Source organism: Ulvibacter sp. 2210JD10-4, from assembly GCF_058148525.1.
Genome location: NZ_JBYVJZ010000001.1, coordinates 835,149 through 858,015, shown reverse-complemented (window position 1 = coordinate 858,015; position 22,867 = coordinate 835,149). Strand labels below are relative to the sequence as shown.

24 protein-coding genes are annotated in these 22,867 nt (G+C 35.5%); 13 read left to right on the top strand and 11 right to left on the bottom strand.

The features are described from left to right. Positions 1 to 2 precede the first annotated feature (2 nt). The 3 genes from ACY2RT_RS04275 to rsfS all read right to left on the bottom strand — a co-directional run bounded on the left by ACY2RT_RS04275 (position 3) and on the right by rsfS (position 3,051). Positions 3 to 605, bottom strand: a complete 603-nt coding sequence (locus ACY2RT_RS04275) for an LUD domain-containing protein (protein ID WP_490154639.1) — start codon at positions 603 to 605, stop codon at positions 3 to 5. A 115-nt stretch (positions 606 to 720) separates the two neighbouring features. Then, the gene (gene ftsH / locus ACY2RT_RS04270) at positions 721 to 2,664 is read right to left on the bottom strand and encodes an ATP-dependent zinc metalloprotease FtsH (RefSeq protein ID WP_490154638.1); all 1,944 of its coding nucleotides are present in this window, start codon (positions 2,662 to 2,664) and stop codon (positions 721 to 723) included. Positions 2,665 to 2,679: 15 nt separating this feature from the next. Beyond that, on the bottom strand, positions 2,680 to 3,051 hold the full coding sequence (gene rsfS / locus ACY2RT_RS04265) for a ribosome silencing factor (RefSeq protein WP_490154637.1): 372 nt from the start codon (positions 3,049 to 3,051) through the stop codon (positions 2,680 to 2,682). Between the two features lie 85 nt (positions 3,052 to 3,136). Here rsfS and ACY2RT_RS04260 point away from each other — a divergent pair, with 85 nt between their 5' ends. After that, entirely contained in the window at positions 3,137 to 3,868 is a 732-nt protein-coding gene (locus ACY2RT_RS04260; protein WP_490154636.1) for a biotin--[acetyl-CoA-carboxylase] ligase, read from the top strand. Here ACY2RT_RS04260 and ACY2RT_RS04255 read toward each other — a convergent pair. Further along, a complete protein-coding gene (locus ACY2RT_RS04255) occupies positions 3,865 to 4,257 on the bottom strand; it encodes an SRPBCC family protein (protein ID WP_490154635.1) in 393 nt (130 codons plus the stop codon). The genes ACY2RT_RS04260 and ACY2RT_RS04255 overlap by 4 nt on opposite strands. Positions 4,258 to 4,296: 39 nt before the next feature. Next, positions 4,297 to 4,965 carry an orotate phosphoribosyltransferase gene (gene pyrE / locus ACY2RT_RS04250; RefSeq protein ID WP_490154634.1) on the bottom strand — a complete coding sequence of 223 codons (669 nt, stop codon included), beginning with the start codon at positions 4,963 to 4,965 and terminating at the stop codon, positions 4,297 to 4,299. Between the two features lie 7 nt (positions 4,966 to 4,972). On the opposite strand from pyrE, the gene ACY2RT_RS04245 reads away from it, so the two are divergent. Beyond that, positions 4,973 to 5,602 (top strand): NUDIX hydrolase, encoded by a 630-nt coding sequence (locus tag ACY2RT_RS04245; RefSeq protein WP_490154633.1) that lies wholly within the window; start codon positions 4,973 to 4,975, stop codon positions 5,600 to 5,602. Here the strand turns inward: ACY2RT_RS04245 and ACY2RT_RS04240 are convergent. Next, positions 5,564 to 7,309 (bottom strand): M14 family metallopeptidase, encoded by a 1,746-nt coding sequence (locus tag ACY2RT_RS04240; protein WP_490154632.1) that lies wholly within the window; start codon positions 7,307 to 7,309, stop codon positions 5,564 to 5,566. The two genes, ACY2RT_RS04245 and ACY2RT_RS04240, sit on opposite strands and share 39 nt — an antisense overlap. A 149-nt stretch (positions 7,310 to 7,458) precedes the next feature. Here ACY2RT_RS04240 and ACY2RT_RS04235 point away from each other — a divergent pair, with 149 nt between their 5' ends. The 3 genes from ACY2RT_RS04235 (at position 7,459) to ACY2RT_RS04225 (ending at position 10,573) form a co-directional block, all read left to right on the top strand. Next, positions 7,459 to 8,310 (top strand): T9SS type A sorting domain-containing protein, encoded by an 852-nt coding sequence (locus ACY2RT_RS04235; RefSeq protein ID WP_490154631.1) that lies wholly within the window; start codon positions 7,459 to 7,461, stop codon positions 8,308 to 8,310. 179 nt (positions 8,311 to 8,489) lie between these two features. Further along, the gene (locus ACY2RT_RS04230) at positions 8,490 to 9,419 is read left to right on the top strand and encodes a T9SS type A sorting domain-containing protein (protein WP_490154630.1); all 930 of its coding nucleotides are present in this window, start codon (positions 8,490 to 8,492) and stop codon (positions 9,417 to 9,419) included. A 182-nt stretch (positions 9,420 to 9,601) separates the two neighbouring features. After that, positions 9,602 to 10,573, top strand: a complete 972-nt coding sequence (locus tag ACY2RT_RS04225) for a T9SS type A sorting domain-containing protein (protein ID WP_490154629.1) — start codon at positions 9,602 to 9,604, stop codon at positions 10,571 to 10,573. Positions 10,574 to 10,666: 93 nt separating this feature from the next. Here the strand turns inward: ACY2RT_RS04225 and rho are convergent, their stop codons facing one another. Continuing rightward, the gene (gene rho, locus ACY2RT_RS04220; RefSeq protein WP_490154628.1) at positions 10,667 to 12,310 is read right to left on the bottom strand and encodes a transcription termination factor Rho; all 1,644 of its coding nucleotides are present in this window, start codon (positions 12,308 to 12,310) and stop codon (positions 10,667 to 10,669) included. Between the two features lie 198 nt (positions 12,311 to 12,508). Between rho and ACY2RT_RS04215 the strand changes: the two genes are divergently transcribed. Continuing rightward, positions 12,509 to 12,919, top strand: coding sequence for a DUF4293 domain-containing protein (locus ACY2RT_RS04215; RefSeq protein ID WP_490154627.1), 411 nt, complete (start codon positions 12,509 to 12,511; stop codon positions 12,917 to 12,919). Between the two features lie 57 nt (positions 12,920 to 12,976). On the opposite strand, the gene ACY2RT_RS04210 is transcribed toward ACY2RT_RS04215, so the two are convergent. After that, a complete protein-coding gene (locus ACY2RT_RS04210) occupies positions 12,977 to 13,468 on the bottom strand; it encodes a metallophosphoesterase family protein (protein ID WP_490154626.1) in 492 nt (163 codons plus the stop codon). 77 nt (positions 13,469 to 13,545) lie between these two features. Between ACY2RT_RS04210 and truA the strand changes: the two genes are divergently transcribed. Next, positions 13,546 to 14,289 carry a tRNA pseudouridine(38-40) synthase TruA gene (truA, locus tag ACY2RT_RS04205; protein ID WP_490154625.1) on the top strand — a complete coding sequence of 248 codons (744 nt, stop codon included), beginning with the start codon at positions 13,546 to 13,548 and terminating at the stop codon, positions 14,287 to 14,289. Beyond that, positions 14,290 to 16,053, top strand: coding sequence for an ABC transporter ATP-binding protein (locus tag ACY2RT_RS04200; protein ID WP_490154624.1), 1,764 nt, complete (start codon positions 14,290 to 14,292; stop codon positions 16,051 to 16,053). Here ACY2RT_RS04200 and ACY2RT_RS04195 read toward each other — a convergent pair. The 3 genes from ACY2RT_RS04195 to folP are packed head-to-tail and all read right to left on the bottom strand — an operon-like array spanning position 16,017 to position 18,507. Then, complete coding sequence (locus tag ACY2RT_RS04195) at positions 16,017 to 16,841, bottom strand: DUF3667 domain-containing protein (RefSeq protein WP_490154623.1); 825 nt, start codon at positions 16,839 to 16,841, stop codon at positions 16,017 to 16,019. The two genes, ACY2RT_RS04200 and ACY2RT_RS04195, sit on opposite strands and share 37 nt — an antisense overlap. Before the next feature lie 3 nt (positions 16,842 to 16,844). Continuing rightward, entirely contained in the window at positions 16,845 to 17,630 is a 786-nt protein-coding gene (locus ACY2RT_RS04190; RefSeq protein WP_490154622.1) for a diadenylate cyclase, read from the bottom strand. Between the two features lie 43 nt (positions 17,631 to 17,673). Next, positions 17,674 to 18,507 carry a dihydropteroate synthase gene (gene folP / locus ACY2RT_RS04185; protein ID WP_490154621.1) on the bottom strand — a complete coding sequence of 278 codons (834 nt, stop codon included), beginning with the start codon at positions 18,505 to 18,507 and terminating at the stop codon, positions 17,674 to 17,676. A gap of 53 nt (positions 18,508 to 18,560) precedes the next feature. On the opposite strand from folP, the gene ACY2RT_RS04180 reads away from it, so the two are divergent. The 5 genes from ACY2RT_RS04180 to prmA are packed head-to-tail and all read left to right on the top strand — an operon-like array spanning position 18,561 to position 22,864. Next, a complete protein-coding gene (locus ACY2RT_RS04180; protein ID WP_490154620.1) occupies positions 18,561 to 19,103 on the top strand; it encodes a DUF1599 domain-containing protein in 543 nt (180 codons plus the stop codon). Beyond that, on the top strand, positions 19,100 to 20,197 hold the full coding sequence (locus ACY2RT_RS04175) for a BT_3928 family protein (RefSeq protein ID WP_490154619.1): 1,098 nt from the start codon (positions 19,100 to 19,102) through the stop codon (positions 20,195 to 20,197). The genes ACY2RT_RS04180 and ACY2RT_RS04175 overlap by 4 nt, the downstream gene beginning before the upstream one ends. A gap of 1 nt (position 20,198) precedes the next feature. Then, positions 20,199 to 21,272 carry an ABC transporter permease gene (locus ACY2RT_RS04170; protein ID WP_490154618.1) on the top strand — a complete coding sequence of 358 codons (1,074 nt, stop codon included), beginning with the start codon at positions 20,199 to 20,201 and terminating at the stop codon, positions 21,270 to 21,272. A 9-nt stretch (positions 21,273 to 21,281) separates the two neighbouring features. Next, entirely contained in the window at positions 21,282 to 22,031 is a 750-nt protein-coding gene (gene tpiA, locus ACY2RT_RS04165) for a triose-phosphate isomerase (protein ID WP_490154617.1), read from the top strand. Continuing rightward, complete coding sequence (prmA, locus tag ACY2RT_RS04160) at positions 22,031 to 22,864, top strand: 50S ribosomal protein L11 methyltransferase (RefSeq protein WP_490154616.1); 834 nt, start codon at positions 22,031 to 22,033, stop codon at positions 22,862 to 22,864. The genes tpiA and prmA overlap by 1 nt, the downstream gene beginning before the upstream one ends. The last annotated feature ends 3 nt before the right edge of the window (positions 22,865 to 22,867 follow it).

Genomic DNA, 22,867 nt, shown 5'->3' with positions numbered 1-22,867 from the left:
AATTACAGGTCTTCCAAAAGCAGCAAATATAGGTTTTTTGTGCTACTTCCATAACTCATAAAATCCTTTTCTTTTTCTGTTTCAAAGTCTTGAATAGTTGTTATATTACTGGGAATATGCCTTTTGCTTTGGTTTTTTATATTACGAAGCCCTTCGCTAATACTATCTACTAATTGACTTGTAGTGGCAAAGATCACAAAATTTGCAGGGAGCTCTTTTAGCTTTTTTTCTTTTATTTGATTAGAACAAAGCAAAATAGAACCGTTGTTTGCCACTAAAGATTCACAAGTAGATAGAAAAAAAGTAGCATTTGGTTTTTTTATAAAATTTAGATTGTATCCAGAAAATCTTTCAGTTAATTGCTCATTAATACAAAATACATCACGTTCGTACCAGTCATTTTCCAACAGAATATTATCAAACGCTTCCAGAACTTCTTCTAGATTTTCACAATAGAGAAATTTCCCGCCATTCTTATTAAAATTATATGTAAACTTCTCATCTGTAGGTAGCTTGTCCTCAGGGTAATATTTACCGTGGTCAGATTTTTTGGCTTTTTCTTCTGACTTATAATTAGGATTTAAAAGTCTTTTAAAGAGACTCATTTATAGCAATTTGAGGAGTTCTTATACGTCGTTATTCTTCAAATATATAAAATCTATACTGAAGTTTTGTTACCTTAAAACTAAAGTTTATATAGGTAAACAAAAAAGGGCAACCTTATGTGGTCGCCACTTTTTCTTCTTCTTCGGTTTTTTCGAAAGGTCTGTCGCCAAATATTCTTTGAAGGTTATCCTTAAATATAACCTCTTTTTCCAGTAATTCGTTGGCTAATAAAGTAAGTTTATCTTTATTCTTTCTAAGTAAATCAATTGCTCGTTGGTACTGTTCTTCAATGATTTTTGAAATTTCTTTGTCGATCATCTCGGCAGTTTTTTCACTATAAGGTTTTGTGAAACCGTATTCATTCTGGCTGGAAGAGTCGTAATAGGTCAAATTTCCTATAGTCTCATTAAGGCCATAAACTGTTACCATAGCACGGGCTTGTTTGGTCACTTTCTCAAGGTCACTTAAGGCACCGGTAGAAATTTTGTCAAAAATAACTTTTTCAGCGGCACGTCCTCCCATAGTAGCACACATTTCATCAAGCATTTGCTCAGGCCGTACAATAAGCCTTTCCTCTGGTAAGTACCAAGCAGCACCTAAGGATTGTCCTCGCGGTACTATAGTAACCTTTACGAGCGGAGCTGCATGTTCCAGCATCCAGCTCACTGTAGCATGTCCAGCTTCGTGGAAAGCAATCGCTTTCTTTTCATCTGGAGTAATAATCTTATTTTTCTTCTCCAGTCCACCAACAATACGATCCACTGCATCAAGGAAATCTTGTTTGCCAACAGATTTCTTTTCTTGTCTTGCAGCAATCAAAGCAGCTTCGTTACATACATTTGCAATATCTGCCCCCGAAAAACCTGGGGTTTGTTTGGAAAGAAAATCTGTATCGAGAGAATCATCTATTTTAATAGGCCGAAGGTGTACTTCAAAAATTTCTTTACGTTCACGAACATCCGGAAGGTCAACATAAATTTGCCTGTCAAAACGCCCTGCACGCATCAAAGCTTTATCCAAAACATCAGCACGGTTCGTAGCAGCCAGAACGATTACGTTAGTATTGGTGCCAAAACCGTCCATTTCAGTTAATAGTTGATTGAGGGTATTTTCACGTTCGTCGTTAGAACCTGAAAAATTATTTTTCCCTCTGGCACGACCAATGGCATCTATCTCATCAATGAAAATAATTGAAGGAGATTTTTCCTTTGCTTGCTTAAAGAGGTCACGTACACGTGAAGCACCTACACCAACAAACATTTCAACAAAATCTGAACCTGACAAGGAAAAGAAAGGTACTTTTGCTTCACCGGCAACGGCTTTTGCCAATAAGGTTTTACCGGTTCCGGGAGGGCCTACTAACAAAGCTCCTTTAGGAATTTTACCACCAAGAGCGGTATATTTTGAAGGATATTTCAAGAAATCTACAATTTCCTGAACTTCTTCCTTAGCACCTTCTAAACCTGCAACGTCTTTGAAAGATGTTTTAACATCGGTCTTTTCATCAAACAGTTTGGCCTTGGATTTCCCAATATTGAAAATCTGTCCCCCTGCACCACCTCCGGCACCGGATGACATTCGGCGCATAATAAAGATCCATATACCAATAATTACAATGAAAGGGAGTAGTGTAAGCAGAAGTTCCCCCCACATATTGCTGTCTGTATTCCAGACTATTTTAGTATTTAGGTTATTACGTTCCTTTATCTGGTTGATATTGTTCTCAAAATTTTGAAGATCTCCAAATTCAAATTGATATGATGCATCACTTGCACTTTGCAAAAAGGTAGATCCTTTCTTTTTTGAATGCACTTCTTTATTTTTTGCTTCAGGTGTAAGATAGACCTTTGCAATTTTTTTATTGATGATTTCAATTTTTTCAACATCACCTTCTTCCAAATATCTTTGAAAATCGGCTTGAGTAGTTTTTTCAGGTTGAGACCAACTACTTCCACCAAAAAATTGAATACCTAAAAACACTAAAATGATAGCGGCATAAATCCAATAGGCATTGAATTTTGGTTTTTTTATTTCGGGTTTTTTATTTTCTTCGGCCATATGGCTTAATTAGTTTTAATAAGTTGTTTCTATTTTTACAGATTTGGCATCGCCCCATAATCCTTCAATATCATAAAATTCGCGGATATGTTTTTGAAAAATATGTACTACGACATTAACATAATCCATTAAGACCCACTCTGCATTATCACTTCCTTCAACATGCCAAGGCTTTTCTTGAGCAGCTTTGCTTACTATTTTCTGAACTGAATTTACAATTGCATTTACTTGAGTATTTGAGGTGCCGTCACAGATAATGAAATAGTCACATACTGTGTTTTCTATATCCCTAAGGTCCAGAATTTCAATATTCTGCCCCTTAACTTCTTCAATTCCTGCTATTATTTTTGTTACAAGTTGATCTGTTCCTATTTCTTTTTTTGACATTAATGGAATTTATTTGCACAAAGTTATTACTTTTTTGTTTCTTGAAACGCTTTGTAAGCGTAACATTAACACAATCTTTTACCTTGTGAAAATAATCAAACTTAATGCCATTGATTCTACCAACACCTACCTCAGGAATTTAAGTAAAGATACAATGTTGGAAGATGCCCTTGTTGTGGTTGCTAAAAAGCAAACAAAGGGGAAGGGTCAAATGGGTTCAGGATGGAGATCTAAAGAAGGTGAAAGCATTGCATTTAGTGTCTTTAAGAGATTTAACAGCGTATCTGCACTTCATCAGCCTTATATAGCTTTTGCTGTTTCTTTAGGAGTTCAAACGGCATTGGAAAAACTTAAAATTCCTTCAGTTTCTATTAAATGGCCTAACGACATAATGTCATACCAAAAAAAAGTTGCGGGGATTTTAATTGAAAATCAGGTGAAAGGGACAAAGTTGGAAGCTTCAGTTATTGGAGTAGGACTCAATGTAAATGAATCTGAATTTGAGGGATTACCAAATGCCACCTCTCTTTTTTTGGTAACAAATAAAAAATACGATCTAGATGTTATACTGAAGTTGGTCTGTGAAGCAATACTCTCCCAACTGGAACGTATTTCCATATCAAATTTTGAAGTTTTAAAAAAGGAATATGAAGCCACACTTTTTAGAAAAAATAAGGTATCCACATTTGAAGACACTATGGGGAAGCAATTCAATGGAATAATTAAAGGTATAGCAGAAACTGGAGAATTACTAGTTGAGAAAGAAGACCAGAAATCTTATAAATATCAGTTAAAAGAAATTAAATTACTTTTTTAAACCTGTTCCAAATTAGTACTTAGGGTGTCCAGAAATTTAGTGATGGGCCCTTTGATCATCATAGCCATCATGGGGTTAAAATCTCCTTGAAATTGCAGTTCAGCTTGAGATGAACTATCACTTACAGCTTCGATATCACCAATTAATGTAAACGGAATTTTATCACTCATTGCTCCCAAAACTACTTTGTTTGGGGCGTTAACCTCCTTCACTTCCAATGCAATTTCCGGCATTCCTTTTAATGCAAATACAAAGGCTTTTTCATTAATTACTTCAAATTTACTAATGTTCTCCGGCATTAGTTGTTCAAAATTCTTTACATCACTGAGAAAATCACATAGCTCTTCAGCAGATTTTTGTACGGTTATTTTTTTACTGTTCAATTCCATAGATAAGGTGTGCTTTTTTAAGTTGCTAATAGGCAATAATTATGCCTTTTCTACATTGATCTTGGATTTGGGGTTCCAATTCCCGGGGTCTTTGCGCCACTGACCTAAAAGTTTTGCTTCTTCTGCAGAAATATAATTAGATTTTTCAGCTTGTTGTAAAAGGTTTTCATAGTTGCTTAGGGTATGAAGGAGAACAGCTGCTTTTTTAAAATTGTTTTCAGCAACCTCAAATCCGTAAGAAAAAATAGCTACCATCCCTTTTACATTGACATTGGCCTCTCTAAGTGCTTCTACAGCGAGCAAACTACTTTTGCCGGTACTAATAAGGTCTTCCACAACAACAACAGTTTGGTTGGCTTCCACATGCCCCTCGATTTTATTTTGACGCCCATGCTTTTTTGCTTCCGGGCGAATATAGCAAAAAGGAAGATTGAGGTAGTCTGCCACTAAGGCACCTATACCAATTGCACCAGTTGCAACACCGGCAATTACATCCGGTTTTCCATAAATATCTTCAATTTGTGCTGCCATATGTTCTCGTAAAAAGTTACGGATTGCAGGGTATGAAAGAGTTATACGATTATCACAATATATAGGAGACTTCCATCCTGATGCCCAGATAAAGGGGTTTTGTGGTTGTAATTTAATTGCATTAATTTGCAATAGTAATTCAGCCGTTTTTTGTGCTGTTTCTTTGCTTAAAATCATAATGCAAATGTATAAAGTTTTTGTCAATGATATTCCTATAATTCTCTCTACTGAGAAAAAAATAGGAAAACAGTATACCTCCATTCCTTTAAAGCTAGCCAAGTTCAAAAAATTAATAAAAAAGATCAATAATGGTGAATTACTATACGTGAATCTTTATCACAAAAACCCGGAAAAACTGGAAAAATTTCTTCGGAAAAAACTCCCGGTGGTTGAAGCTGGCGGAAGTATGGTATTTAATGATAAAAAAGAAATCCTTTTTATACGCCGAAACAAGAAATGGGATTTACCCAAAGGGAAAGTTGAGAAAGGTGAAACGTATGAAGCTGCCGCTTTACGAGAAACTATAGAAGAAACAGGTGTAAAAGATCTTGAAGTGAAAAGATTTATTACCAAAACATATCATGTTTTTAAGCGCAATGATAAGTTCAAACTAAAAGTGACCTATTGGTATGAAATGTATACAAATTACAATGGCCCTTTAATTCCCGAACCTGAAGAAGGGATTAAAAAGGTACGTTGGAAGAATTTTGAAAAAACGCAAAAAGCATTACAAGATTCTTATGAAAATATTAAACTTCTATTCCCAAAAGAGTATTTAACCACCCACCCTAACGATAGGATATCGCAAGTGTGATTTTTCATAATTTGGTGATTGTTTATGTATCCAGTCCAATTGTGCATACCAGTTATTAGCAAAATTAAGGTCACCAGCTTTCTTAGCTTCAAATTGAGCCTTTATTATTGGATTTTCATTTAAAAAAGCTTCAGCCTTATCTTCCCAAACATATGGAGAAAAACCTTCCTTTTGCTGTAGTATAGTATCAAAAAAGTTCCAATTAAAGAATGAATCAGGAGCAGAAGGCTCTAAGGTTTCCAGTAAATAACGAACACCGCTTTGTTGAGTATCTATTGTATAATCTCCTTTTTTAACAGAGACTTCTTCAACTTTGGTTTCGGTTTGTGTATTGTAATGTAAATAATGTCCTTCATAAGGATTTCGAACAGTTTCATAATTCTTAATTCTATAGACTTCTGCAGTGATAACAGTATCTTTTTGCACTCTTTTCATTCTTATATTATTTAACTTTAAAAGGTCAATAAGATTCCACCATCCTTGTGGTATAATATAGGCAGAAGGGATTGTAACTGTTTGGTTAGGGATAAAATGATTATAATAGGTAACTCCTTTTGTAAACGGTTTGCTACGATCATATTTTAAACGATTTGCATTGGTTATATTACTAGGATTCATTTCTCCTTCGTAGCCTTTAAATGAGAGTGTAGTTGTTTTTGAACTGTCTATTTTCCAGGAAAGGGGGTACATATTTCCGGTTTTATAATTGGTAACAGCATTTTTACGAAGTTCTTTAATTACCTCTGCATCTTTATCGGCTATTTCAATAAAACTTTTCATTAACTCGTAAGTGCCTTCTACACGTTGTTTATAGGGTTTAAGCATATGTGTTTCCACCATCATCCCAATAGTATTGTACAAAGTGGTGTATCCGGTCGAATATCTTGGATTATCCATGAACTGTGAAAAACCACTCTCAGGGATACGATTAAAAATATTTACATAGGGTGTAATATCCCACTCTTTTTGTTTCAGCGAATCTTCTAATTTCGGCATTAAAGAAGTATGTATATAAGTACCCAATTCACCTCCCAGTTTATTATGTTGTGTAAATAAATGTGTTAGGATGTACTGATAATCAGCTCCATTACTCACATGGTTATCAATAAATAGATCTGGGTTTACAGTTCTGAAAATATCTATAAAAGCACGTGCATTTTTGGTATCTGCCTTTATAAAGTCCCTGTTAAGGTCATAATTGCGGGCATTACCTCTAAAACCATAAGAAACAGGCCCATTTTGGTTGGTTCGGGTTGAATTGTTTCGGTTTAGTGAGCCACCGATATTGTATATGGGGATTACAGCTATAATAGTGTTTTTGGGAGCGTTAATTTTTCCTTCAGCAAGATCCCTTAATAATAACATGGATGCATCAATCCCGTCACTTTCACCGGGATGAATACCATTGTTGATCAAAAGGATGTTTTTGTTTTCATCGTTAGAAAACTCAGATTCAAAGGTTCTGTCCGGGTTAAAAGTTATTAAATGTAAAGGATTGCCACTATCAGTTTTCCCCATTGTATACATCGCTATAGAAGTATGTTGTTCTGAAAGATTTTCGTAAAAAGTTATGGTTTCATGATAAGTAGCAGTTTCCATACCTTTTGATTTTTCAAAAACAGTAGTAAAATCGAAGTTATTTTTTTTCTTCTTCGATGAACAGGAAGCAATGCAAATTATGCAAATGAGGAAAGTGATTTTTTTCATGAGAACAAAATAACAAAATATTTAACAATTGTACTATTTATAGTATTTAAGAGAAGTCTAAAGCCAAAAGATTTAACACGCAATGGAAGATTTATACTAATTGCTTTTATATCTTTGTTACTCAATATTAAACTTTAAAATAATTAATTATGAAAAAAATTACACTACTTTTTGTTGCTTTACTGGCAACAACTTTTATGAGTGCACAGATAACCTTGTCGCATTCAACTGATGTAGCAACTATTGAATCTGGTGTTGCTTGTGGGGTTCAAGATGGTCCTACTGCTCAAAATAACTGGTGGAGATCTTATTACCTTCCAGATTTCCCTGCAGTAACAATGGATTTTGAAATTAGAAGCGTTGAATTTGGTATTGGTCAGGTTGATTTTGCTCCAAGTGCGAGTTTGATAGTAAATGTTTATACTACAGACGCTCCTTTTCCATTAGGGAATCTAACTTTAATAGGGACTAATGCAACTACTGTAGTTACTGCTGCAGATGTAGGAACTTTAATTGTTGCGGACTTAGATACTCCTGCTGTAGTTGCACCAGGAGATGAGGTTGTAGTTGAACTAATTGGATTGGATGACGATACTGTAGCCTTTAGAATTGGGCAAAATACTTTAGGTGAATCAGCTCCTTCTTGGTTATCTGCTACTGACTGTAGTATTGATGTACCAACTCTTATGGCGGATATTGGAGCAGGTTTTGATAGTGATATTATCTTAAACCTTATTGGTGATAATGTTGTATTAGGGACCAATGACAACTTAGCTGAGGCTACTTCTATTTATCCAAACCCTACAAGTGATATTTTAAATGTTAAATTACCATCTAATGTAGAGTTAGTTAGTTCTTCTGTGTTCGATGTTACAGGTAAAGATACTGGCTTGAAATTGATAGATGACGTTGTTAACACATCTAATCTCGCCAGAGGAGTATATTTATTGAATATAAAAACCTCAGTTGGTACACTTATACACAAAGTTGTTAAGCAGTAAGATACTGTTCTCAAAATATATGAAAAGCCTTGTATTTGCAAGGCTTTTTTGTTTTTGTGAAAATACAAATGGCTTCAATGTAGAATAAAAAACAGGAGATAATATTTTATATAACAACTAGTTTTCCCAAATGGTTTCATATATTTGATTATAAAACTAATTTAATATACTATTCAATTATGAAAAAAATTACCCTTTTATTTTGCCTTTTTGCTATGACAGCAATTGGACAACAGTCTTATGCCGATCTTGGAGGTGTTGGTATACAACAGGCAAGTCAGTCAAACACTCCAGCTATTATAACAAGAGTTGATAATAACAGACAACCTATTATAGGTACCTATAATAGTTTAGTTGATTTTGATATCGCTTTTGCTGCAAATTGTTCGGGAACTTTAACTTCGGAAGATTTTGGTGGAGGACCTGGAGGTATTACAGATTGTGGTCCTCTTGTGAGTAGTGCCGGAGATGGGTGCTGGGCAGCGGGTGAATTGGAAGATGGATTTTCCGTAGAAGCTTCCAATGCAACGAGCGTTGTTTCTATTCCACCGGCAGCTATTGGTAATGTTGACGCATTGGCAGGTGCTATGTCATGGCCTGAGTATACAATTATAAACTTCTCTGTTGATGTTTATGCAGTTACTATGGATATATGGGAAAATGTTGACCCTAGTACTGAAGTTAGAATCTATGGTGCAGGAGGAGCTCTTATCGATACATTTACAGTAATTACACCTATTGATAGTCAAACATTCTTTGGCTTCATTTCTGATGAAGTTGTAACTAAAATTGAAATACAAGGTGAAAATGAAAGTGGAGAATTATTTGGTAATTTTCAATTTGGTGGAGATTGCACACAGTTATCAGTAAATGATTATTTACTTTCTAAAGTATCTGTATATCCTAACCCCGCTTCAGAAGTGTTAAACATCAGCGCACCATCTGCTCTAGAAATTAAGGGTGCTGTTCTTTACGATGTATTAGGTAAAGATACAGGAGTAAGATTAGTAAATGGTACTATGAATACTTCTAATCTTACAAGAGGCATCTATATGTTGAACTTAAATACTTCCGCAGGTAGATTTATACAAAAAGTTGTTAAGCAGTAAGAGTCTGTCTGTTTCAAAATATATGAAAAGCCTTGTAAACACAAGGCTTTTTGCTTTTATAAGGATACAAATGACCTTAATACAGAATAGAAAATATTAGTAAAAATTTTGTATAACGACTAATTTTGTTAAATGGTTTTATATATTTGACTAATTACTAACTTTTTAATACAGAAATAATTATGAAAAAAATTATGCTATCATTTATGGCTGCTTTCACTTTAGTTGCCGTTAATGCTCAAAACAATGCTACAATTTCTGATAGAGCTGTAGGCTTAGATGTGCCTGTACCAACTACTCAGAATTATGATGAGAATAGAGCACCTTGTGATCAAGGTAATACTACCGGAGATATTCTTGGTGCGGCAGGTTCTAATATTGGTAGTGGTTTTATATCCGCGATTGACATATTAGTACCGGATGGTGAGTCTTTTACTTTAGAAGGTGTTTTAACGAACTTTTTAACTCTTAATGGAGATGCTACTGTTCCTGATTTTGCTTTTTTAACTTATTATGAAGATGATGGTAGCGGTTTTCCAGGTGCCGAAATAGGTTCAGAATTTAATATCCCTATAACGGTTAATTCCACTGCGCCTTGGACAAACCCTGTTGCAGATGTTCACGAAATTGAATTTACTGTAACTCCTTTCCAATTTGATGGACAACAAGGAAGTGAGACTTCTTATTGGGTAGGTATACAGGTTACAAACACTGTTTCGACCAATACTACTTTTTTTGAAATGCGTGAAGACCAAACTGATCCCTCCAATGTGCTTGTAGGTAGACCACTAGTACAATTTGATTCAGGTACGGGTACTTGGGGCTACGTAGATTTTGGTACTGGAAATGGAGACGAAGACGAAGGTGAAGGATATTATCTTTTAAGCGGAGACTGTAATCCACTTTTAGGAGTTGGCGAAAATGCATTGTCAAAAATTTCAATTTACCCTAACCCTGCTTCAGAAGTGTTAAACATTAAGACACCTTCTGTTCTTGAAATCAAAAATGCTGTTTTATACGATATTCTAGGTAAAGATACAGGAGTAAAGTTGGTTAATGGTACCATGAATACTTCTAATCTTGCAAGAGGAATCTATATGTTGAACTTAGATACTTCTGCAGGTAAGTTTGTACAAAAAGTTGTTAAGCAATAATAGCGTACGAATTCATAAAATCAACAAAAAAAGCCTCGCATTTGCGAGGCTTTTTTTGTTATGGTTCTTTCTAAAAAATTAATATTATAAATATTATCCATTCATAGAGATCAAGAACTCTTCATTGTTTCGGGTTTGTTTAAAGCGTTCGTTTATAAATTCCATTGCTTCCACCGGATTCATATCTGCCAGATACTTACGCATTACCCACATACGTTGAATAGTCTTCTCATCTAACAGTAGATCATCTCTACGTGTACTGGATGATGTAAGATCGATAGCAGGGAATATTCTTCGGTTAGAAATTTTTCTATCTAACTGAAGCTCCATATTACCGGTTCCTTTAAATTCTTCAAAAATCACTTCATCCATTTTCGAACCTGTTTCCGTAAGTGCTGTAGCTATAATACTTAAAGACCCTCCATTTTCAATATTTCGAGCCGCTCCAAAGAATCGCTTAGGTTTGTGTAAAGCGTTAGCATCTACACCACCACTCAATATTTTCCCACTGGCTGGTTGTACTGTGTTATACGCTCTTGCCAGACGTGTAATCGAGTCTAAAAGAATGACAACATCGTGGCCACATTCTACCAATCGCTTTGCTTTATCAATAACAAGATTAGCTACTCTCACGTGTTCTGTAGCTTCTTTATCGAAAGTAGAAGCTACCACTTCACCACTCACATTACGTTGCATATCTGTAACCTCTTCCGGTCTTTCATCGATCAAAAGAATTATTTGATATACTTCCGGATGATTAGCAGCAATGGCATTTGCAATATCTTTTAATAACATTGTTTTACCGGTTTTGGGCTGCGAAACTATCATTCCACGTTGTCCTTTACCTATAGGAGCAAACAAATCTATAATACGCGTTGAAATGGTACTTTGTTTATCTGCTATATTAAACTTTTCCTGAGGGAAGAGAGGTGTTAAATGCTCAAAAGAAACACGGTCACGAACCACATTTGGGTTTAGCCCGTTTATTTTATTCACTTTTATCAGTGGGAAGTATTTCTCACCTTCCTTTGGAGGACGAACCTCCCCTAAAACGGTATCTCCGGTTTTAAGTCCAAACAAACGTATTTGAGACTGTGACACATAGATATCATCTGGAGACGATAAGTAGTTATAATCACTGGAACGTAAAAATCCGTACCCATCCTGCATAATGTCTAACACGCCTTCACTCTCAATGATACTGTCAAATTCAAAATCAGGTTCTTTATATCTATTGCGGTTATCCTTGTTCCCGTTATTTCGGTTATCTTTTGGATTACTCTGCTGATTTCCGTCTTTTCGTTTATTTTCTTTTTGATGCTTTGGTTTTGCATCATTTCCAGTACTTACTTGGTCATTGTTAGTACGTTTGTCATCATTTTGTTTTTTAGAATCTTGACCTTTTTGATGACTTTTTTGATTTCTGTTGTCGGTACGATTGTCATTACGTTGATCATTTCGCTGTTGCCGATTGCGGTTATCCCTTTGTTGTGGCTTCTTTTCGGAACTGACCTCTTTTTTCTCAGGCTTTTTCTCAGGCTTTTTCTCGGGTTCTTTTGCCGAAGGCTCTTCTGCTACGACCACTTTTACTGCTTTTGGATTGGTAGCTTGATAATCAAGTATCTGATATACTAAGTCTAACTTTTTTAAGCTTCGGTATTTGGGAACACCTAATGCGTTAGCAAGTTCCTGAAGTTCAGGCAACTTTTTTGCTTTTAATTCTGAAATTTCTAACATTTAAAAAATGTATAAGTTTAAGTTGATATTATGTAATTCTTGTGTAGGTAATTAGTTGAAAATTTTATCGAAGACATAAGTAACCGTTGTTGAAGTGGTTACGAATTGATACTGCAAGTATACAACAATAAATTAAATTTAGCATTTAAATTTTTTAAAAAGAAACACTATTTTTGCATTCTGTTACAACTTAATATTATGTTACAACGCATACAAACGGTATATCTTATTGTTTCTGCTTTAATAACGGGAGCGTTATATATATGGTTTCCTATGGTACAGGATGAAGCGGGAGTAGTAGTAATCGAGCGAAGCGAACCCTTAGTATTTGGGCTTATTTTTGCATCGATTGCCTTGGTTGTTATTTCAATTTTGAGTTTTAAAAAACGGCAATTACAATTTGTACTGAACCGTTTAAATATCATATTAAACTTTGTATTACTGGGAGTTTTCGTATACAGGTCGCTAAGCTTATCCGGAGAGACATTGGTCTCTGAGAAGGGTATTGGGGTGCTATTTCCCATCATTTCTATCGTTTTTTTAGTGTTGGCCAATAAAGCCATCAAAAGGGACGAGGATCTCGTAAAATCTGTTGACCGACTACGCTAAACTACATCTTAGTATATTTTAGTGCAAAACCCTCAAAGAATGCCATCTTTGGGGGTTTTATCTTGTAAATTCTATTACTTCCAAATTCTGAATTTTTTCACCATCTACTTCAAAGCGAAGCATCGTTCGTACAGTTTGAAACCCATGTTTTCCAACAGCTCCGGGATTCATGTAAAGCAATCCGGTTTTTTTATCATTCATTACTTTCAGAATGTGTGAATGCCCGGCAATAAATAATCTGGGCGGATTGTTATAGATATCTTCTCGGATTTTTGGATTATACTTTCCGGGATAGCCACCAATATGTGTAATCCAAACGTCTACTGCTTCACATAGGAAGCGATTGTGTAGGGGAAATTCGGTCCTTGCTTTGGCATCATCGATATTTCCATATACAGCACGTAAAGGCCTTAGTTTTTTTATGGCATCTGTAACCCTTAGGTCTCCAATATCGCCTGCATGCCAAACTTCATCGACTTTTTGTACATGACTTAGAATTTTATCGTCTATGTAGCTATGTGTATCACTAAGCAATAAGATTTTTTTCATTTATTTTATGAAAAGGATATACCTTTTGTGCATTTCAGTTTATGTATCTTTGACTTTGTCTCAAAAGTACAGATTCCTTGCGATATTTTATTGAAATAACTTACAACGGAAAAAATTATCATGGCTGGCAAATACAACCGGACGCTATAAGTGTACAAGAAGTTTTGGAGCGTACACTTTCTACATTGTTTCGGAAAGAAATAAAAGTAACCGGAGCTGGTAGAACCGATACCGGTGTTCATGCAAAACAGCTTTTTGCACATTTTGATCTTGAAGAGATTGAAGATATTCCACAGTTGATATTCAGATTGAATTCTTTCCTTCCGAAGGATATTTCTGCAAAAAATATTTTTAGAGTTAAAGAAGAAGTACATGCCCGTTTTGATGCGATAGAGCGCGAATATAAATATGTAATAACACTTCAAAAAGACCCTTTTTTGGAAGACTTTGCTTATTTGATCCATCAAAAACCAAAGCTGGCTTTAATGAATGAAGCCGCAAACGTGTTATTGAACTATAACGATTTTCAATGCTTTTCGCGTTCAAAAACCGATGTAAAAACGTATTATTGTAGTATTCAAAAAGCGGTGTGGACCAAAAAAGATTCACAGATAATTTTTACAATTGCAGCAGACCGTTTTTTGCGAAATATGGTGCGTGCTATCGTAGGGACCCTTTTAGATGTTGGCTATGAAAAAATTTCACTTACGGAATTCCAAAACATAATTAAAAGCAAAGATAGGAGCAGAGCTGGAGCTTCAGCTCCCGCGCATGGGTTGTACCTTACAAAAGTGATATACCCTGAAACAATAAAACAGTAAATGGCAGACTCAGGTAAGGCATTCGATTTTAAGTTATTTAGACGATTGTTAGCGTTTACGAACGCCTATCGGTGGATATTCTATTTTGTAGCCTTTGCAGCGATAGCAATGTCCGGACTGGCAATATTAAGACCATATCTATTGAGACGAACCATAGATGAATCTGTGGTTCCTAAAGATGGAGAAAGCTTAATTTACTTTATCTCTTTAATGGTTGTCGTACTGGTATTGGAGGTGATCTTTCAATTTGCTTTTATCTTTTATGCTAACTGGTTGGGACAGAGTGTCATCAAAGATATTCGTATAAAGCTTTTCAAACTTATGACGAGCTTTAAGATGGAATACTTCGATAAAAGTGCTGTAGGGCGACTCACAACCCGTGCTGTAAATGACATTGAAACTATCTCGTCTATTTTTAGTCAAGGACTGTTCATGATTATAAGTGATCTTTTAAAAATGGTCGTTATTGCCGGGTTTATGATCTATCAAAGCTGGCGATTGTCATTGATTGTCTTTGCTATTTTGCCTATTATCTTATATGCGACACGAGTGTTTCAACGGGCAATGAAAGTTGCATTTGAGGAGGTTAGAAATCAGGTAGCTAATTTAAATTCGTTTGTACAAGAGCGTATTACCGGAATGAAGATCGTGCAAATCTTTACACGCGAAGAAACCGAATTCAGGCAATTTAAGAATATCAATGAAAAACATAAAAAGGCGTGGGTAAAAACAGTATGGTATAATTCTATATTTTTTCCAATTGCCGAAATGTCTTCATCTGTAGCCATAGGATTATTGGTATGGTATGGTGGACTTAATGCAGCGGAAGGTGGTGTAATTACCTTAGGGCTTATTGTTGCTTTTGTAGAATTGTCACAAATGCTATTTAGACCGCTTCGGCAAATAGCAGATAAATTTAATACGCTTCAAATGGGTATGGTTGCTGCGAACCGTGTCTTTGGGATTTTAGATACCCAATCACATATCGCAGACGAGGGCCTCACAGAATTGCACCAAACGAGTGGATCTATTGAGTTTAAGAATGTTCGTTTTGGATATAATGAGGATGAAGAAGTTATTAGAGACATCTCTTTTGAAGTGCAACCGGGAGAAACCGTTGCCATTGTTGGTGCAACGGGTGCAGGAAAATCAACAATCATCAATTTACTGAATCGTTTTTATGAAATTAATAGTGGCGCTATTTTTATTGACGGAATAGAAATTAAAGATTATAAACTTAATTCATTGCGAAGCCATATTGCCATCGTTTTACAAGATGTGTTTTTATTCGCAGATACCATTTTGAATAATATCACATTACAGAACACAGATATTACCGAAGAAGAAGTAATTACGGCAGCTAAAGAGATTGGGGTTCATAAATTTATAGAATCACTTCCGGAGGGATATCAATATAATGTGAAAGAACGCGGTGCGATGTTATCTTCGGGACAGCGTCAATTAATAGCTTTTTTAAGAGCATATGTAAGTAAGCCCAGCATTTTAGTATTGGATGAAGCAACTTCTTCGGTGGACACTTATTCCGAAGAAATGATACAAACTGCCACAGACAAGATCACCAAAGGAAGAACTTCCATTGTTATTGCACATCGATTGGCGACTGTTAAAAAAGCAGATAAGATTCTGGTAATGGATGCCGGGAAGATTGTAGAAATAGGAACCCATAAAGAATTACTTAAGAAGGAGGACGGTTACTACCGCAACCTCTATGAGGTGCAGTTTATGGCGGAGGAGATCATATAGGAAACCTCATTAGTCTTTTTGACCTGTATTAGTTCTTCAAAACCAACCGTATAACGCACGATGATAGTAACTATTATGGTGATTATAACAAAAAAGATACTTAATATTAATAGAAACAAGAGAGTTCTTAAAATAATACCTCCCATACTTAAATGGTATAAATGCTTTAAACAATATGCCGAATATAGAATTTGAAGCAGCATAAATATAAAAACCAAAAATCCTAAAGAGATACCAAAAAATGCGGCAATAATTGTTAGCACACTGGTAATAATAGAGATTTGGGAAAGGATATATGCGAATATTACCAGGAGTTCGGTATAGTTAAAATTTTTCTTCTTCAGAAAAACCAGCTTTGCTAAAAATGCATAGATTGGAACGTAAAACATCATTACGATGGATTGGTATTCATTGATAAAATCCAGATTCTTTTTTGAAAACTCTTCGGTCCCTTCTACTGTAACTGCAGAAAGGTCCAAAATCTCAGGAAAGAACTTGTTCAATATGAATATTTGAAGCCCGGAAAAGGTAAGTGCAATTGCAAAATAACTTATAACATTGACATATTTTTTTCTGGTACCCCAGAGGTATCCACCTATAACCTCTTCGGGATTTCTGAAAAGCCCTATAAAGGTTCTTAAAAATTTGTTGTCATAATTTAAAAATTGCTCACTGAAGTCATTGAGAACATTCCTAATAGTCAATCTGTTTCTAATTACTTTTGCACCGCAAATGTTACAAAAGTTATCATCCTTTTGAAGGGAAGTTTGACAGTTTTTACACTCCATTTTTTAATAGGTCAGGTCTTTCTCAAGCTGTAGATAAAGTTCATCCTGAGTCTCGAACAAAACAAAATCTCCATCCCTTAAATAGGAAATTTGTCCATTTTCTTCAGAAACCACTAAACATACAGCATCTGTTTTTTCGGTAATTCCAACAGCTGCTCTGTGGCGTAATCCAAAGCGTTGAGGGATACTTCGGTCATTTGAAACCGGTAAAATTACTCGCGTTGCTGTAATGATATTTTCTTCAATGATGATAGCGCCATCGTGTAAAGGACTATTCTTAAAAAAGATACTCTCAATAATGGGCTGATTTACCTCCATACGCATCTCGTCCCCGGAGTTCTTCACAAAATCAAGACTGTTATTACGTTTCAATACAATAATAGCTCCTGTATGTGTAGCCCCCATTTTTTTACATGCATCAAGAATTGCCTTAACGTTAGTAGCTGTACCGGCTTCACTGGAGAGGATTTTAAATTGTTTCAAAAGCTTACGCCGTGCGCCAAAATTTGTCGATCCCAACATCAATAAGAATTTACGGATCTCTTGTTGAAAAACAACAATAAGAGCAAACATTCCAACACCTAAGAAGCCCCCTAAAATTTTACTGAAAAGTTCCATTTCCAGTAATTCAGTAAGTTTCCAAATAGCATAGATGATCACTATTCCAACAAAAATATTAATGGCAACGGTTCCTTTAACGAGCCTGTATATGTAGTACATTAGGAAAGCGACAAGTACTACATCAATAACATCTATAATCTTAATTTCTGCAAAATCTAAAAGTTCCAAAGGATATCGGCTTTTTGTAAAAGTAGGTTAAAATTTTAAAAAATTAAGAATTGCTTTTTAGGTTTTGGACCAAATGAATACATTCTATCGCTTCTTTTACATCATGTACCCGTAGGATAGAAGCTCCTTTTAAAAGAGCAATAGTATGTAAGGTCGTAGTTCCGTTTAAAGCGTTTTCCGGAGTAGTTTTGAGCGTTTTATATATCATAGATTTACGGGAAATACCTACTAAATAAGGTACATCAAGTCTATTGAAAAGTTCCAGATTGTTTAATAATTCAAAATTCTGAGACCGGGTTTTGGCAAAGCCAAAACCCGGATCTGCTACTATGTCATTAATTCCGGTAACCTGTGCCTGTGCAATTCTTTTTGAGAAAAAACTAAGAACATCTTGGGTGATATTGTTGTAATCGGTTAGTTGTGTCATCGTTTGAGGCGTACCTCGCATATGCATTATAATGTATGGTACTTGCAATGCGGAAACTGTTAGAAACATTTCCGGATCCATACTTCCGCCGGAAATATCATTTACGATTGCTGCTCCGGTATTTACAGCTTTTTGGGCAACAGTACTTCTGAAAGTATCTATGGAAATGAGAGCCTCAGGAAATTTTTTTGTAATTGCTTCAATAGCGGGAAGTACACGTTGTAGTTCTTCTTTTTCAGAAACAGAGCCGGCACCGGGGCGCGAACTGTAACCGCCAATATCAAGGAAGGAGGCTCCTTCGGACAGCATTTTTTCAGTTTGTTTCAGAATTTCTTTTTCGTTTGTGGTTTTTCCGCCATCATAAAAAGAATCCGGAGTAACGTTAATAATCCCCATTATCTTTGGGACAGAAAGATCTATAAGTGTACCTTTACAATTGAGCGTTTGCAATTTTTAAAATTGATTTATTTAAGCGAAATTTACGCAAAATATTAGACACCAAAATGCCGGATACTTCAAAACAATACAATGAGATAATTGAAACATGCAAAGCACTGTTTACAAATAAAATGAAAGACTACGGAAGTGCCTGGCGAATACTGCGACTACCGTCTTTAACCGATCAGATTTTTATAAAAGCACAACGCATAAGAAGCCTTCAGCAAAATAAACAGCGCAAAGTAAATGAAGGCGAGGCAAGTGAATTTATTGGTATTATCAATTATTCCATAATGGCATTGATCCAGTTGGAGAAAGGGGTAGTGGAACAGCCGGATTTATCGTTAAAAGAAGCCATTGAGCTATACGATGAAAAGGTTGAGATAACTAAACAGCTCATGCTCGACAAAAACCACGATTATGGTGAGGCCTGGCGGGATATGCGAGTGAGTTCATTGACAGATCTGATCCTTCAGAAATTATTGCGCGTAAAACAAATTGAAGACAATCAAGGCATTACTTTAGTAAGCGAAGGCATAGATGCGAACTATCAGGACATGATCAATTATGCGGTATTTGCCTTGATACATTTAAAACAAAAAGAATGAAAGTACTAGTTGGAATTTCAAGAATATTCGTCGGAATTTTATTTATCATCAGTGGTTTAATAAAATTGAATGACCCTGTTGGTTTTTCCTTTAAGCTGAAAGATTATTTTGCACCAGATGTCTTAAATCTGGATTTTTTAGTACCCTACGCATTACTCATAGCAATTTTTGTAGTGATCTATGAAGTACTTCTGGGTATTATGATTATTCTAGGGTATGCTAAAAAGTTTACACTCTGGAGTTTATTGTTAATGATCGTATTCTTTACCTTCCTAACATTCTATTCGGCATATTTTAATAAAGTGACAGATTGTGGTTGTTTTGGAGATGCACTGAAATTAACACCCTGGGAATCCTTCACCAAGGACATAGTATTACTTGTACTAATCCTTATTTTGTTCTTTGGAAGGAAATATATTCAGCCATTTTTTGCACGTGGCACACAAAGTATTATTGTATTTGCCAGTTTTATAGGCTGTTTGGCTATCACATATTATGTCCTTCAGCATTTACCAATTATAGACTTTCGACCTTATAAAATAGGAGCTAATATAACCGAAGGAATGATTGTTCCCGAAGGTGCTCCTAAACCAATTTTTGAATATAATTGGGAATTTAATGTCAATGGAGAAAAAAAGATTATTACTACTAACGGCGATTATCCTCAACAAGAAGGAGAGTTTATAGGTGTTGAAACGAAAGAAATACAGGCTGGATATGAACCTCCTATACATGATTTTAGTATTGAGCGCGACGGAGAAGATTATACTACTCAATTCTTGAATGAAGAAAAACTTATAGTTATTGTTGTTTATAATCTAACCAATTCTGAAAAAGAAGGCTTTGCTTCTGTTCGTAAACTTACTAATGAAGCAATTAAAAAAGGATACAAAGTAATAGGATGGTCTGCTTCATCACAAGCTGTAATGGACCAAATGACCAAGGACTACGAGCTAAACTTCAACTTCTATTTTTGTGATGAAACAACATTAAAAACCATTGTTCGTAGCAATCCCGGAATTTTAGAACTTGATAAAGGAACCATATTGCAAAAATTGCATTATAACGATGCAAAAAAGTTAAAACTAGACTAGAGTGACCGGGTATGTACTTCAAAAATTTGGCTATGCTTTGCTTACTTTATTTGGAGTAGTTACAGTTATCTTTTTATTGTTTACTATACTTCCCGGTGACCCTGCAAGAATGATGTTAGGGCAAAATGAAAATGCCGAACAGATAGCAGTTGTTAAAAAGAAGTATGGATTTGATAAACCGATAGGGCTTCAATATCTATATTATATAAATGACCTGTCTCCACTGTCTTTTCACAGTACAAATACCGAAGATTACACCCATCTTTCTAAAGACAAATACCAGGCTGCGAAACTGTTTACCGTTGCAGAAACTACTGTAGTAGTAAAAACACCTTATTTGCGGGAATCTTTTCAGAAAAACGGAAAAAAAGTAAGTGCCGTTATTGCTGAAACATTACCCAATACTTTTGTGTTGGCCGTTTCTGCAATTACAATAGCGATGCTATTAGGTGTTTTTTTAGGAATTATCTCGGTTGTGTTTAAGGACGGATGGATCGATAAAGCAATACAACTTATAAGTACTTTTGGAATGAGCGTCCCCTCTTTTTTTAGCGCGATCATCTTTGCCTGGGTCTTTGGGTTTTTACTCAATGAATATACTAACCTGAATATGACAGGCAGTTTATATGCAGTGGATGATTTTGGAGAAGGGACTTATATTCAATGGAAGAATTTAATTCTTCCGGCAATAGTATTAGGGATTCGTCCCTTAGCAGTGGTAAGTCAATTAATGAGAAACTCTTTGCTTGAAGTTTTAAACCAGGACTACATTCGTACTGCAAAGGCAAAGGGATTGTCGTTTTATACCATTATAAAGAGGCATGCTTTAAAAAATTCACTAAACCCTGTTGTTACGGCTATTTCAGGATGGTTTGCATCAATGTTGGCAGGCGCTGTTTTTGTGGAATATATTTTTGGCTGGAACGGTTTGGGAAAAGAAATTGTAGATGCCTTAAATACTTTAGACCTTCCTGTAATTATGGGAGCCGTAATTGTAATTGCTACTTTATTTATTTTAATCAATATTTTTGTGGATGTTATCTACGGATGGCTCGATCCAAAAATTAGAACCTAAAAACTAAATATGAGAAAGAAAATTGTAGCGGGAAACTGGAAGATGAATAATGACCTTTCAGAAACCGAAATACTATTAAAACAATTAAAGAGTAAGGCTATTCCTGGTGATGTCTCTGTAATGGTAGCTCCTACTTTTGTTAATTTACATGCTGCTACACAATTGCTGGAAGGGACTGAAATAAAAGTTGCTGCACAGAATATGTATTTTAAAGAAAAAGGGGCGTTTACAGGAGAAGTTTCTATGTCAATGCTCAAAGGCATTGGAGTTGATACTGTAATTCTGGGGCATAGCGAGAGAAGATCGATATTTGGCGAAACCAATACTATTATAGCTAAGAAAGTACAGGCGGCAGTTAATAATGGAATGACAGTGATATTTTGCTTTGGAGAAGAGTTGAAAGACCGCCAGTCCGGTTCTCATTTTGATGTGGTAAAAGAACAATTAGATACTGGAGTTTTTACACTTTTTGAACCAGCCTGGAAGAATGTGGTGCTGGCCTATGAGCCGGTTTGGGCCATTGGAACAGGTGTGACAGCGTCTCCGCAACAAGCACAGGAAATGCATCAATTTATTAGGAATGCAATTTCAAAAAGATATACTAATGAACTGGCAGAAAATGTTTCTATCCTCTATGGGGGTAGTGTTAAGCCAAATAATGCAAAAGAAATTTTTAGCAAGCCGGATGTGGATGGCGGACTTATTGGTGGCGCTGCATTGAATACCGACGACTTTATGGCAATTGTAAATGCTTTTTGATGTTTCAAAATTATATTGAATATAAATTCAAGGTTCAACCACTTCAACCAGGAACCGATATCTTAATAGCAGAATTAGGCTACGCGGGTTTCGAAAGCTTTGTGGAAACCGAAGAAGGTGTTACTGCTTATATTCAGAAGAATGAATGGAACGATTCGATCCTGAAAGAGGTTCAGGTCTTAGATTCACAAGAATTTTCCATTGTGTATACATTTTCAGAAATAGAACAGATGAACTGGAATGAGGAATGGGAAAAGAATTTCAATGCTATAGAAGTGAATGATACATGTGTGGTCCGTGCACCTTTTCATCCTGAAACAAACGTGCCTTATGAAATTGTCATAGAACCAAAAATGTCCTTTGGAACGGGGCATCACGAAACTACTTTTATGATGCTCCAATACATTCTGGAGAATGATTTTGAAGGAAAAACGGTTTTAGATATGGGTTGTGGAACGGCAGTATTGGCAATCTTAGCTTCTATGCGAGGAGCTTCAACTATTGATGCTATTGACATTGATGAATGGTGTGTTGAAAATTCTAAAGAAAACATAGTGCGCAATAATTGTAAAGCAATTTCTGTACAATTAGGAGATGCCGGCAGCATTCCAAAAAATAAATACAATGTTGTAATTGCAAACATCAATCGTAACATTTTATTGAAAGATATGGAGGCCTATAAGAACAGCTTGCTCTCCAGCGGTACACTCTACCTTAGTGGGTTTTATGAAGAAGATCTGCCAATCATTACACAATGTTGCAATAAGTTGGGATTTACCATCGTTGATAACAAAAAGAAAAATAACTGGATTGCAACAAAATTTGTAATTTAGAGT